The organism is Nocardia yamanashiensis NBRC 100130 (assembly GCF_001613325.1).
GTDB classification, from domain to species: Bacteria; Actinomycetota; Actinomycetes; order Mycobacteriales; family Mycobacteriaceae; genus Nocardia; species Nocardia yamanashiensis.
The window spans coordinates 1-12,529 of sequence record NZ_BDCD01000002.1 but is presented as its reverse complement, the minus strand read 5'-3'; the positions used below and the strand labels follow the sequence as shown (position 1 = coordinate 12,529).

At 68.5% G+C, this 12,529-nt stretch carries 12 protein-coding genes; 4 read left to right on the top strand and 8 right to left on the bottom strand.

Going from position 1 to position 12,529, the window contains the following annotated elements; translation table 11 throughout:
• Positions 1–95: 95 nt before the first annotated feature.
• On the top strand, positions 96–761 hold the full coding sequence (locus NY1_RS00130) for a metal-dependent transcriptional regulator (protein WP_157575230.1): 666 nt from the start codon (positions 96–98) through the stop codon (positions 759–761).
• On the opposite strand, the gene NY1_RS00125 is transcribed toward NY1_RS00130, so the two are convergent.
• The 5 genes from NY1_RS00125 to npt form a co-directional block, all read right to left on the bottom strand.
• Positions 758–1,489: an SDR family oxidoreductase gene (locus NY1_RS00125; protein WP_067706354.1), complete on the bottom strand. Its 732-nt coding sequence runs from the start codon at positions 1,487–1,489 to the stop codon at positions 758–760. The two genes, NY1_RS00130 and NY1_RS00125, sit on opposite strands and share 4 nt — an antisense overlap.
• Before the next feature lie 150 nt (positions 1,490–1,639).
• Positions 1,640–2,515 (bottom strand): LysR family transcriptional regulator, encoded by an 876-nt coding sequence (locus NY1_RS00120; RefSeq protein ID WP_067706351.1) that lies wholly within the window; start codon positions 2,513–2,515, stop codon positions 1,640–1,642.
• Between the two features lie 35 nt (positions 2,516–2,550).
• Entirely contained in the window at positions 2,551–3,162 is a 612-nt protein-coding gene (locus NY1_RS00115) for a hypothetical protein (RefSeq protein ID WP_233434147.1), read from the bottom strand.
• A 233-nt stretch (positions 3,163–3,395) separates the two neighbouring features.
• The gene (truB, locus tag NY1_RS00110) at positions 3,396–4,331 is read right to left on the bottom strand and encodes a tRNA pseudouridine(55) synthase TruB (RefSeq protein WP_067706347.1); all 936 of its coding nucleotides are present in this window, start codon (positions 4,329–4,331) and stop codon (positions 3,396–3,398) included.
• Complete coding sequence (npt, locus tag NY1_RS00105; protein ID WP_067706344.1) at positions 4,331–5,008, bottom strand: 4'-phosphopantetheinyl transferase Npt; 678 nt, start codon at positions 5,006–5,008, stop codon at positions 4,331–4,333. Before npt ends, truB begins: the two co-directional genes overlap by 1 nt.
• Positions 5,009–5,245: 237 nt before the next feature.
• Here npt and NY1_RS00100 point away from each other — a divergent pair, with 237 nt between their 5' ends.
• The 3 genes from NY1_RS00100 to NY1_RS00090 are packed head-to-tail and all read left to right on the top strand — an operon-like array spanning position 5,246 to position 9,044.
• On the top strand, positions 5,246–5,794 hold the full coding sequence (locus NY1_RS00100; RefSeq protein ID WP_084534478.1) for a (2Fe-2S)-binding protein: 549 nt from the start codon (positions 5,246–5,248) through the stop codon (positions 5,792–5,794).
• Entirely contained in the window at positions 5,791–6,801 is a 1,011-nt protein-coding gene (locus NY1_RS00095; protein WP_067706341.1) for an FAD binding domain-containing protein, read from the top strand. Before NY1_RS00100 ends, NY1_RS00095 begins: the two co-directional genes overlap by 4 nt.
• Positions 6,798–9,044 (top strand): xanthine dehydrogenase family protein molybdopterin-binding subunit, encoded by a 2,247-nt coding sequence (locus tag NY1_RS00090; RefSeq protein WP_067706338.1) that lies wholly within the window; start codon positions 6,798–6,800, stop codon positions 9,042–9,044. The genes NY1_RS00095 and NY1_RS00090 overlap by 4 nt, the downstream gene beginning before the upstream one ends.
• Positions 9,045–9,053: 9 nt before the next feature.
• Here NY1_RS00090 and NY1_RS00085 read toward each other — a convergent pair whose 3' ends face one another.
• From NY1_RS00085 to NY1_RS43550, 3 genes are all read right to left on the bottom strand, one after another.
• Positions 9,054–10,211, bottom strand: coding sequence for an XdhC family protein (locus tag NY1_RS00085; RefSeq protein WP_067706335.1), 1,158 nt, complete (start codon positions 10,209–10,211; stop codon positions 9,054–9,056).
• A gap of 79 nt (positions 10,212–10,290) precedes the next feature.
• Positions 10,291–11,247, bottom strand: a complete 957-nt coding sequence (locus NY1_RS00080; RefSeq protein ID WP_067706332.1) for a metallophosphoesterase family protein — start codon at positions 11,245–11,247, stop codon at positions 10,291–10,293.
• 712 nt (positions 11,248–11,959) lie between these two features.
• Positions 11,960–12,529, bottom strand: a 570-nt coding sequence (locus tag NY1_RS43550; RefSeq protein ID WP_501193560.1) for a SaeA-related protein, incomplete at its 5' end; no start/stop codon positions are given.

Sequence of the window (12,529 nt, the reverse complement as noted above, 5' to 3'; positions counted from 1 at the left end):
TGCCCGGAAAACGAGACATCGCCACGCGCCGCGAGCTGGCCGATCCGTCCGCCGCTTCCGCACCCGACGGAGACTCCGCGCCCGATGGCGTGAACATGGCGCCGGTGCTGTCCTCGGTCGCCCAGGACTACCTGAAGGTGATCTGGACCGCGCAGGAATGGTCACCGGAGAAGGTGTCCACCAAGCTGCTCGCGGAGAAGATCGGCGTCTCGGCCTCCACGGTGTCGGAGGCGGTCCGCAAGCTCGCCGATCAGGGACTGGTCGAGCACGCCCGGTACGGGTCCATCACGCTCACCGCGGACGGCCGCCGCGCCGCCGTCGCCATGGTGCGCCGGCATCGGCTCATCGAGACCTTCCTCGTCAACGAGCTCGGCTACGGGTGGGACGAGGTGCACGACGAGGCGGAAGTTCTGGAACACGCCGTCTCCGAGACCCTGATGGCGCGGATAGACGCCAAACTCGGCTACCCGGACCGGGATCCGCACGGCGACCCCATCCCGTCGGTGGACGGTGCGGTGCCGACGCCGCCGGCCAAGCAGCTCAGCGATTTCAACGACGGCCAAACCGGCAGGGTGGCACGGATTTCCGATTCGGATCCGGCCATGCTCCGGTACTTCGATTCCCTCGGCATCGCGCTCGATACGCCGATCACGGTCGAGGAGCGCCGCGATTTCGCCGGCACCATCGCCATCCGCCTCGACGAGCGCACCGTGGACCTCGGCAGCATCGCCGCCGAGGCCATCTGGCTGACCGAGGTCTAGACCAGGCGGTGCCCGCCGTCCACATGCAGGACGGTGCCGGTGATGAACGGATTGCGCACCAGCGAAAGCACCGCCGCCGCAATGTCTTCCGGTCGGCCCAGGCGACCGGCGGGCAGCTTCTCGGCCATCGCCCGGTGCCGTTCGTCCGTGTCGGGCCAGGGCATCTGATCCCATACCCCGGTCAGCACCCAGCCCGGGGAGACCACGTTCACCCGGTTCGGCGCCAGCTCGATGGCCAGCGCCCGCGCCAGCCCCTCCAGCGCGGCATTCACCGAGGCCACCATCGACCCGCCCGCCGCCGGACGGTACGCGGCGATTCCGGAAGTGAAGGTGAGCGAGCCGCCCGCCGCGATGCGCGCATGCTTGGCCAGCAGCATCGAGCCGATCAACTTGGACTCCAGAAACCCTCTCCCCGTATCGAAGTCGAACTCCCGCACCGGCCCGTACGCCCCGGCGACCTGCGCGGCGGTCGTAATCACATGATCGACTTCGCCGACCGTCTCGAACACCCGCGCCACCTGCGCCTCGTCACTCACATCCGCGGCAACGGCACTCAGTTTGCCGTCACCGAGCTCCCGCACCGCATCCGCCAACCGCGCCTGCGACCGCCCCACAATGGTCACCTCACCGCCCGCCGCCAGCAATGCGTCGGCGATAGCCTGCCCCATCCCGGACCCGCCGCCCACCACGACCACCCGCCCGATTTCCCGAATTCCGTTGTCCGTCATGCCTTTCAGCCAACAACGACAGCCGCCCCCGGTCCACGACGCATCATCTAACCCATATGTGGCCGAACCTAACAACCCAGCTCCCGACCATTCCGGCACCTTCTCGCGCTGGGGTTTCAGGGGCTTGCCCCTGAGAGCCACGAGAGTTGTTCAACCGGTTGCCAGTACCTGGGCGACCGCGCGGAGGACCGGGTTGCGGGCGGTGGCTCGCCAAGCGGCGATGTAGGTGACCACGAGTGGGGTGGGCAGCAGGGGGCGCCAGACCAGGCCGGGGGTGGTGGCGGTGCGGGCGGAACCGAGGCCGACGGCGGCGGGGCGGAGTGGGAGGAGGGCGAGCATTTGGGCGTGGCTCATGGCGCTGTCGCTCAGGGAGATCGCGGCGCCGCGCTGACGGAGCTGGGTGAGCAGGGAGTCGTGGAGGTCGGGGGCGGCATCGCGGGCGAACATGATGAGTTCGCGTCCCTTCAGGTGTGCGGGGGCGATCGCCTCGTAGGTCGCGAGTTCGTGTTCGCGCGACATGACCACGCCGAGTTCCTCGTCCGCCACGGGCGTGTGGGTGAGGTGGTCGGGCAGGCGGACCGGCATGCGCAATACCGCGAGATCCACTTCCTCGCGATCGAGCAGGCGCACCTGGTCCGCGCTCGGGCCGCCGGTGAGGATCACCCGCGCACCGGGCTGCCGCGACTTCAGCAGGGTTTCGATGCGGGCGGGCAACCAGGACGGGGCGCCGTTGACGACGCCGAGACGGAACACTGCCCGGCCCGGCTGGGCGATGGCGCGGGTTTCGCGCAGTGCGGTGTCCGCCACGTCCAGGACGGTGCGCGCGTTCTTCAGCAAAACCTCACCGGCAGCGGTCAATTCGACGCCTTGGGCGCCGCGGATCAGCAGCGGCCCACCCACTTCGCGTTCGATCGCCCGGATCTGCTGGCTCAGCGTCGGCGTCGAGATGAACAAGCGCTCCGCGGCGCGGCGGAAGTGCAATTCCTCCGCCACCGCCACGAAGTACCGCAACTGCCGCAATTCCACTCTCGAACTGTAGGCGGGTCCGGGCGCGCGGTCACTCAGCAGCTGGTGAAGTACTCCTTCAACCGGTCCGGCACACCGTCTTTCTGCGCTTTCGCCCAGCAGACATCGTGCGGGAATCCGACATAGGTGGTCCACCCGGAATTGGTGTGCTTGACGATGCGCTGACTGTCGCCCTGCACATCCCAGGCGATGACCGACCATTTCCCGTCGCACCCGGTCACCTTGGCGGTGGCGCTGCTGAGCCGCGACTCGACCTTCAGATCATGGTTGATGGTCTGCTGCGCGCACACCGGCTCGGGAGCCGGATCCTGGAAGCGCAGATTGCCGGTCACGGCTTGGCCGTCGGTCTCCACGAACAAGGTGTGCATGCCCTCGGGAACCGGATCGGTGCCCGGCACCGGCTCCATGTCGAATCCGTAGCAGCCCACCGGAACCGTGAACACGGCCTGCCCGCTGAGGTCGGTGACGCCGTCGAACCGTTGCACCTCCGGAGTGCCTTCGGTCCGATCGTGCCCGGCCGGGTCGCAAGGCTGATACAGCCGAAGATGCACCGGCACATAGGGAATCGCCACGCCCTTCAGCGAAGCGGTCTTGATGGTCACCTTGCCGTCGCCGGCCGGCTTCGACGCCGGTTTGGTAGCGATCACAGAGCTACTCGGAGATGAGCTCGGCGAGCTGGTTCCGGAGCCCGAGCTGGATTCGGCCGGTTCACATGCCGCCACCAATGCCAATGCGCTGAGCGCGATCCCGGTTCGCCACAGCCCCCACCTACGCATCACCGTCTACCTCCCTGCCGAATGCTCCGGTACGTACGTATCGCGATGCGGCAGAAGGCCATTACGCCCCCAGAACCAGGGTCATGGCAGTTCCGAGAAGGCGCTCAGAGATTGGCGGGGCGGACCACCATGACGGAGGCGGCGCGTTTGCCGCTTTCCTGGAGCAGGGCGATGGCGTGGCCCTCGGAATCGATTGCGGCGTAGACGCTCTTGATGCCGATGGGGTCCAGCCAGCGGCCGTTGCGGAGGTCCTCGGCCTGCTGGTCGGTGATGTCGCGGGTCGGGAAGGCGGCGCGGGCGGCCTCGTCGATGTCCAGGCTCAGCAGGGGGTCGCCGGATTCGGCGGCTTTGCTCAGCTGTTCGAGGGTGCGGGCGTGTTCGAGGGTGAACGGGCCGACCGCGGTGCGGCGCAGGGCGGTGAGATGGCCGCCGACGCCGAGCTTTTCGCCGAGATCGCGCGCCAGGGCGCGGATGTAGGTGCCGGAGGAGCATTCGACCTCGACGTCGAGATCTACGAAAGTGGTTGTGCCGGTGTCGATATCGCGGCGCGCCAGGATGTCGAAGCGGCTCACGGTGATCGGCCGGGCGGCCAGCTCCACATCCTCACCGGCGCGGGCGCGGGCGTAGGCGCGCTCACCGTTGATCTTGATGGCGCTGACGGTGGCGGGCACCTGCATGATGTCGCCGGTCAATTCGGCTACGCCCGAAGCGATTTCGGCATCGGTGAGATGTCCGGCGGCCGTGGTGGCGGTGGTCTCCCCCTCGGCGTCGTCGGTGACGGTGGCCTGCCCCAACCGAATGGTCGCCGAATACGCCTTGGTGGTGAGGATGAGCTGCCCGAGCATCTTGGTGGCGCGTTCCACGCCGAGCACGAGCACGCCGGTCGCCATCGGATCCAGGGTGCCGGCATGCCCGACCTTCTTGGTCCGCACGATGCCGCGGCATTTCGCCACCACATCGTGACTGGTCCAGCCGCCGTCCTTGTCGATGATCAGCAGGCCGCCGAGGGCATCGACCAGGGGTGTCCGCTTCTCTCGCATCAGGCCTCCACGATCGCGGTCAGGATGATGCCGTCGGTGATCACCCAGCGGCCGTCGAACGCGGTCAGCGGCGCGCCGCCGTCGGTGACGTGACCGGGCACCAGCAACCGGCTGTGGAACGTGCCCGCCCCGCCCGTGCCCGACTCCTCGTCCACGGTGAAGGTGATGTGCGCTTCCTCGAATCCCAGCCAGCGGCCGGTCAGCGGGAACCACGTCTTGTAGGTGGCCTCTTTGGCGCAGAACAGCAGTTTGTCCAGGTGCAGACCGGTTTCCGGGAGCACCGCGGCGAGCCATTCGCGTTCTTCCGGCAGGCTCGTCGCCTCCAGCACTCCCTCGTTCGGCAGGGCTTCGTGCGGTTCGGCATCGATGCCGATGGACCGGAACCGCAGCCGGTGCCCGAGCACCGCGGCCTGATATCCGGCGGTATGGGTGAGGCTGCCGACGATGCCGCGCGGGAACAACGGCTCCCCCGTCCCGCCCTTGCCGATGGCGACCGGCTGCTCCCCCAGCTGCGTCAGGGCCTGCCGCGCGCAGTGCCGCGCGCCGATGAAATCGCGGCGGCGCTTCTCCACCGCACGCTCGATCAGATGCGCTTCGCCGGGGTGCGGCTGCAGGCCCTCGGGGTAGGCGACCAGTTCGGCCGCGGCCACACCCTCGGGAAGAATTCTGCCGATCATGCGCGCCGACTCCGTCGCCGCGACTGCCCGCTCCTCGATGACCGCCTCCTGATCGCACCGCCACTTGCCGCAACGAGCCTACCGGCCGGGCGGATCCCGGTTCGCCGGTGTGTTCGGGTCCGGCTTTCGCCGCGCGCACCCCAGCGATGGTTGCTAGTCTTTTGCTGGTTCATATCCGAACGCGGTCCAGCACACATATCGCGGCCCATCGTGGCTTCGCGAGGCAGGAGGCGAGGTATGACAGTCGAACCCTCGACGGGACGCGGCAGTGCGCCGCCCGCCGAATTCATCGGGCCGGCGCGCACCATGACCACGCTGCGGGTCAACGGCCACGACCATTTCACCGTGCTCGAACCCCGCACCAGCCTGCTGGACGCCCTGCGCGAACACCTGCACCTGACCGGCACCAAGAAGGGCTGCGATCAGGGCGGTTGCGGGGCCTGCACGGTGTGGATCGACAATCGGCGGGTGCTGGCCTGCCTGACCCTGGCGCTGGCCGCCGAGGGACGCGAGGTCACCACCATCGAGGGCGTGGCCGACGGCGACGAACTGCATCCGGTGCAGCAGGCTTTCCTGGCGGCGGACGGATTCCAGTGCGGCTATTGCACTCCCGGGCAGATCATGTCGGCGATCAAATGCGTCGAGGAGGGTCACGCGGGGTCCGAGAGCGAGATCGCCGAGTGGATGAGCGGCAATATCTGCCGGTGCGCGGCCTACCAGAACATTCGCGAGGCGGTACGCGACGGACGAGATGCCATGGCGCGCAAGGGCGGTGAGCTGCCGTGAAACCCATCTCCTATGCCCGGCCCAGCACCGTGGAACAGGCGGTGAGCACCGTGACCGCGCGGCCCCGCACGGTTTTCCTGGCCGGCGGGACGACGCTGGTGGACATGCTCCGCACCGGGGCGATGGAACCGGACAATGTCGTGGACATCACCTGGCTGCCGCTGGGCGGGCTGGAGCATACGGCCGACGGCGGCTTGCGGATCGGCGCGCTGGCCACCATGAGCGAGGTCGCGGCGGAAGCCGGTGTGCGGGAACGGTATCCGTTCCTCGCGGTCGCCCTGGAGAAGGGGGCGTCGGCGCAGCTGCGGAATATGGCCACCATGGGCGGCAATCTCATGCAGCGGGTGCGGTGCGCGTACTTCCGGGAGCCCGGAAACGCCTGTAACAAACGGGATCCCGGGTCGGGGTGCGCGGCGGTGGACGGAATGCACCGGGGACACGCGATTCTCGGCACCAGCGCGTCCTGCTTCGCCACCCATCCCTCCGATGTGGCGATTCCGCTGGTGGCCCTGGATGCCACGGTGACGGTGTGGGGGCCGCGCGGTGAGCGGACCATCGCCTTCGACGACTTCTTCCTGCTCCCGGGCAGCACGCCGCAGCTCGAGCATCCGATCGCGGAGGACGAGCTGATCACGCGTATCGAGGTGCCCGCCCTGCCGTTCGCCAAGAATTCGCACTATCTGAAGGTGCGCGATCGCGAGTCCTACGAGTTCGCGCTCACCTCGGCGGCGGTGGCTTTGAACGTGGCCGACGGGACCGTGGTGGACGTGCGGATCGGGCTGGGCGGGGTGGGTACGAAGCCGTGGCGGGCGCGTACGGCCGAGGCGCAGCTCATCGGGAAGGCCGCCACCACAGCGAATTTCGCGAAGGCCGCGGCGGCGGAGCTGGAGGCGGCCGACGGATCGCATCCGATGAACGCCTTCAAGGTGGTGCTGGCGCAGCGGACCCTGGTGCGGGCGCTGGAGACCGTCAGACCGCGCGTCGATCCGCTGGGCGGTGCGCGATGACCGCCACGGTTCCCGATTCGCTGGTCGGGCGGGGCTTCGATCGGGTCGACGGGCGCGCCAAGATTACCGGGGCGGCGCGGTACACGGCGGAGGTGCCGTTGCAGGGGATCGCGCACGCGGTGCTCGTCGGTGCGCGGATCGGCAGCGGCACAGTGGTTTCCATCGATACGAGCGCGGCCCTGGCGGCCGGCGCGGTAGCCGTCTACACGCACGAGAACCTGCCCAAGGTGACCGCCGTGCCGCCGGTGTTCCCGTCCGCGTACGGCGGGCCCGCACCCGGTCAGACGTTCTTTCCTATGCAGGACAACACGATCCACTACTACGGGCAGCCGATAGCGGTTGTGCTGGCCGATACCTTCGAGGCCGCGCAACAGGCGGCCGAGTTGGTGGACGTGCGCTACGACCGGCGCGAGGCGGTGATCCGGCTGGACGACGGGCGCGCTGCGCAATACCAGCCGGACCAGATCTTCTGCGGCCTGGTTCCGGCGGTGCAGGCGCGCGGCGACTTCGAAGCGGCGGCCCGGGCAGCGGCCCACACCGTCGACGCCACTTTTCATTTCGCGGCCAACCATCACAATCCGATCGAATGCTCGGCCACCGCGGCGGAATGGGACGGCGACACCGTCACGATCTACGACGCCACCCAGGGCGTCACCGCCACCCAGGCCACCGTGGCCGCCTACCTCGGCATGTCGCCCAGCAATGTGCGGGTGATCGCGCACTATGTGGGCGGCGGATTCGGCGGCAAGGCCATGATGTGGCCGCACGTCACGCTCGCGCCCATGCTGGCGCGCGAACTCGGACGGCCGGTGAAGGTGGTGCTGAACCGGGAGCAGATGTTCTACGGCACCGGATTACGCGAGGAACAGGAACAGCGGGTCACTCTCACCGCCGACGCTGACGGCACGTTCACCGGGTTGCGGCATCACAAGCTCTCCGTCACTTCGACTTTCGACGATTGGGCGGAACTGTCGCTCAGCGTCGCCGGGCAGGCGTACGGAATTCCCAACTGGGAAGGGCGATATCGCCTCGTCCGCGGCAACACCATGACGCCGACGTTCATGCGCGGGCCGGGTGAGGCGTCCGGCATGGTGGCCATGGAATGCGCGGTGGAGGAGATGGCCGATCAGCTCGGCATGGATCCGGTGGCGTTGCGGTTGCGCAATCACGCCGTCATCGACCCGGAGAGCGGGCATCCATGGAGTTCGGACGGTTATGCCGCGTGTGTGCGGCAGGCCGCCCAGCGGTTCGGATGGTCGGCCGAACAGCGGCGGGCCGGGCCGGGACGGTCCGGGAACTGGCTGATCGGCTGGGGGATGGGGACGGCCGGGTATCCCGTGTACCAGCCCGGGCAGCCGCAGCGGGCGCATGTGCGGCTGCTGGCCGACGGATCGCTGATCGTGCAGGCGGGCACCCAGGACTTCGGGACCGGGGTGGCGACCACCATGGCGCAGGTGGCCGGGGATGTGCTGGGGATACCGTTCGAGCGCATCCGGGTGGATATCGGGGACACCGACTATCCGAATATCGCCGCGGCCGTGGGGTCCATGGGCGCGGGGATCATCAGTGCGGCGGTGCACACGGCGTGTGAGGATCTGCGCGGGCAGCTGATCGGGCTGGCGCTCGCCGATTCCGGGTCGCCGCTGCACGATCACGCCGTCGACAAGATCGAAGCCCGGGACGGGGCGCTGCGGTTGCGACTGGATCCCTTTGTGGGCGAGGAGTATTCGGAGCTGCTGAGCCGCAACCACCTCATCGATCTGGATGCCATCGGAGCCTGGTATCCGCCCGCGCAGGACATGCCGTACGGGTGCATGAGTTTCGGGGCGCAGTTCGCCGAAGTGGCGGTGGACGCCGACCTCGGACTGGTGCGGGTGCGGCGGATGGTGGGCGCGTTCGCGCCCGGGCGGGTGCTCAATGCCAAGCTGGCGCGCAGTCAGGTGCTGGGCGGGCTGAACTGGGGGCTGTCGCAGGCGCTGATGGAGGGCAGCATCGGCGATCCGCGGGACGGGCGGTGGTCGAACGCCTCGCTGCTGGAATACCTGCTGCCGGTGAATGCCGACGCGCCCGAAGTGGATATCTCGTTCGTGGAGGTCGAGGACTCGGTGGTGAACCCGCTGGGTGTGAAGGGGCTCGGCGAACTCGGGATGGTGGGTGCGGCGGCGGCCATCGTCAATGCGATCCGGCATGCCACCGGGAAGACGTTGCGCGAGATACCGGTGCGGATCGAACACCTGCTCTGACAACGGCATTCAGTGATGGATCGGGCCGTCCGTGGTGTTCAGCGGGCGGCCCGACGCACCGCCGGACTCCGCGATGATCTGCGCCGCGATGGATACCGCCGTCTCGTCCGGGGTTGAGGCGTTCAAGTCCAGCCCGACCGGGCTGCGCAACCGCCGCAACTGTTCTGGGCCGATTCCGCTCGCGCGCAACCGTTCTCGTCGATCGGCGTCGGTGCGGCGAGAACCGAGGGCACCGACGAAGCCGATCTCCTCGATGCCCAGCGCCACCGCCAGCGTCGGCACATCGAACTTCGTGTCATGGGTGAGGACGCACACCACCGTGCGCGCATCGATGCGACCGGCCAGCTGCTCCTGACGCAGATACCGGTCCGGCCAATCCACCACCACGGCATCGGCGGACGGGAAACGCGCTGTGGTGGTGAAGGTTTCGCGCGCGTCGACCACCGTGACGTGATATCCGAGTTGTGCGCCGAGCCGGCTCAGCGCACGCACGAAATCATTCGCACCCGCCAGAATCATGCGCGCGGGCGGGCCGAAACTCTGCACGAACGCTCGCGCCGGAAACGCGGTCCCCTCGCACTCGTCCGATCCGATCAGGCCGCTGCGCCCGGTGCGGGCCATATGCACGGCGTCGCGGCTCACTGCGACAGGATCTTTCTCGGAATCCGAATCGGCCGAACTGGATTCCACCCCGCCCGACTCCCGGGGGCCGGGCGGTGCTGTGCCCGAGTCTCCCGAATCGAGCTCGGACGAGCCGATGAGCCGCCACTGCGGGGTGGCGGCCAAGGTCGAGCTCAGGGCGACCGGGCGGGCGGCCGCGATATCGCGAGCGAGCGCCTCGAGTGCGGGCAGGCGGGCGGCGTCCACGCGTTCGATGAAGACCTCGAGTTCGCCGCCGCAGGTCAAGCCGATCGCCAGGCCGTCGGGGTCGGCTATGCCGAAATGTTCGAGCACCGCCTCGCCGGTGGTGAGCACGGTCGTCGCGGCGTCGACCACGGCCGATTCCACGCATCCGCCCGACAGGGAGCCGATGACCTCGTGCGCGTTCGTGACGACCATGGCCGCGCCGACCTCACGCGGGCCGGCCCCGCTCACCGCGACGATGCGCGCCAGTGCGACCGGGCCTCGGCGGACCCGATCGATCAACTGGGGCAGCACATCACGCACGACCCCATCATCACAGGTCAGCGTCCGATATGCACGTTTCGCCCCAATGTGGCAATGCGGCAGCAACCTGACGCTGGGCTCACTCCACCCCGCGCCGCTTCTGGATCTGCGCCTTCATCTGCGCCGCGGCGGCCGCCATCTCCGGCGTGATCTTGAAGTGGCCGCCCCACTCGTTCAGCGAATCCCCGTAATCCGGCACCGGCAGGATCTGCCGCAGCAACTGGTCCGGCAGCCCGCGCCGCTGCCACTCGCGCGGATAGCCGAGCGACACCTCCTCGAACCGCACCCCGTCGTACCAGGTGGTCCGCGGAATGTGCAGGTGCCCGTACACCATGGCCACCACGTTGTAGCTGGTGTGCCAATCCGAGGTCAGATCGGTCCCGCACCACAGCGCGAATTCCGGGTACCACATCATGTCCACCGGCTTGCGCACCAGCGGCCAATGATTGATCAGCACCACCGGCGTCTCCGGCGCGAGCGCGTCCAGCCGCCGCTGCGTGTACTGCACGCGCGCGTGACACCAGGCATCCCGGGTCAGATAGGGCTCGGACGACAGCAGGAACTCGTCGGTCGCCACCACATTGCGATCCTTGGCGATGGCCAGCCCCTCGGCCTTGTTCCGCGCCCCCTCCGGCAGCCACGAATAGTCGTACAACGTGAACATCGGCACCAGGGTCACCGCCCCGCCGAATTGCTCCGCCCCCGCCCCCGTCCACACCGGAAACGGATCCTCCGGCGTCAGCACATCCAAATCCCGGCAAATAGAAACCAGGTAGTCGTACCGAGCCGCCCCGAACATCTGCACGGGATCCTTTGCGGTAGTCCACAACTCGTGATTCCCCGGCACCCAGATGACCTTCGCGAACCGCCCCCGCAAAGTCTCCAGCGCCCACCGGAAATCGTCGGTCTTCTCCCCCACGTCCCCCGCCAGAATCAGCCAGTCCTCCGGCGAATCCGCCCGAATAGCCTCCACCACCGGCTTATTACCCTGATGCCCGACATGAATGTCGCTCACCGCCACCAGTTTCGCAACCACTCGGCTCCGCCTCTCTGCTCTCGCCCCGGACTACGCACCAACAGCCCCGGCTTCCCTCAGATTCCCACGCCCCCTCCCCCGCCCCCGCACCACCCCGCACAACCACGCCGCGACCAGGAGGGAACGAAGCACTCCCCGCAGTGCCACCAACCCGTTCCCGCCCACGACGCAGCCGAAGCCACACCACACTCGAGACACCGCTACCCTGCCTCGAACGCAATCACAACAGGAGCTCAGCGACGGGCAACGAGAAGAGCCGGCCCGTGATGCGGACGCCTCGACTCCGCGCGAATCACGCCGCGGCGAACGACGACGCAAGCAGCCGCACCGCACATGACCACACCGATTCGGAACCGAGCGTCCGTGGCGACACGAAATCTGTTGCGAAGGTGCACAACTCGAACCGCAACCGGCCCCCTGCGTTCAACAATCGAAACGACAAACACACCAGCGATCACGCTCTCAGGCACAGCTTCGGCCTGCTGGCCCGGCTGCGGTCAGCCGCCCCAGTGGATGTGAGCGGTCGAGGCGAAACCGGCAGCGACGGTGAAGGTTCCGGACGGATCGCGGCGGCACGAGGCGACGGCCAGGCGGCAGGGACGCAGGAGGTCAGATGGAAGTTTCACGCCGCCGGCGATCGAACGTCGAAGCGAGAGACGCACCAGCGATCACGCCGTCAGGGACAGCTTCGGCCTGCTGGGCCCGGCTGCGGTCAGCCGCCCCAGTGAATGTGAGCGGTCGAGGCGAAACCAGCAGCGACGGTAAGGGTTCCGGACGGATCGCGGCGGCACGAGGCGACGGCCAGGTGGCAGGGACGCGGGAGATCGGGCGGAAGTTTCACGCCGCCGTCGATCTGGTAGCGGGTGTTGGTGACCTTCCAGCTGCGAGCCTGGGAGTCCTTGGGGTCGATGGGCGGGGCGTCGGGCCGGGCTACAACCATGACTTCGGTGATGCCGGTGGGCCACTCGAAGGTGAGCAGGCCGCCGCTGACCGCGAGAGTCCGGACGGTCGGCATGCCGCTGGGGCTCGCGTCGGCTGCGGGCTGGGTGGCGTCCCGGCCGGGGTAGGAGTGGCGCGCGGACGTGGGGCCGGTGGCCGCTCCGGTCGAAGTACCGGCACCTGCGGCCGGGCTCGAGGCTCCGGGCGTGCTGCCCGCGTGGCCACGGCGATAGCCGGCCGCAGCCTCGTCGGGGCGCGTGCCGCCCGTAGTGGTCGCGGACCCGAAACCCGTTGGGGTACGGCCGGGGTGGACGTAGCCGCTGGGCGAGCTGGTTGCCGGAGT

What these genes read in the sequence shown, in the direction of transcription:
- NY1_RS00125 (WP_067706354.1), bottom strand. Translation starts at nt 1,489, where the DNA reads ATGACGGACAACGGAATTCGGGAAATCGGGCGGGTGGTCGTGGTGGGC.
- npt (WP_067706344.1), bottom strand. Translation starts at nt 5,008, where the DNA reads ATGATCGGCAGAATTCTTCCCGAGGGTGTGGCCGCGGCCGAACTGGTC.
- NY1_RS00100 (WP_084534478.1), top strand. Translation starts at nt 5,246, where the DNA reads ATGACAGTCGAACCCTCGACGGGACGCGGCAGTGCGCCGCCCGCCGAA.
- NY1_RS00090 (WP_067706338.1), top strand. Translation starts at nt 6,798, where the DNA reads ATGACCGCCACGGTTCCCGATTCGCTGGTCGGGCGGGGCTTCGATCGG.
- truB (WP_067706347.1), bottom strand. Translation starts at nt 4,331, where the DNA reads ATGCGAGAGAAGCGGACACCCCTGGTCGATGCCCTCGGCGGCCTGCTG.
- NY1_RS00130 (WP_157575230.1), top strand. Translation starts at nt 96, where the DNA reads ATGGCGCCGGTGCTGTCCTCGGTCGCCCAGGACTACCTGAAGGTGATC.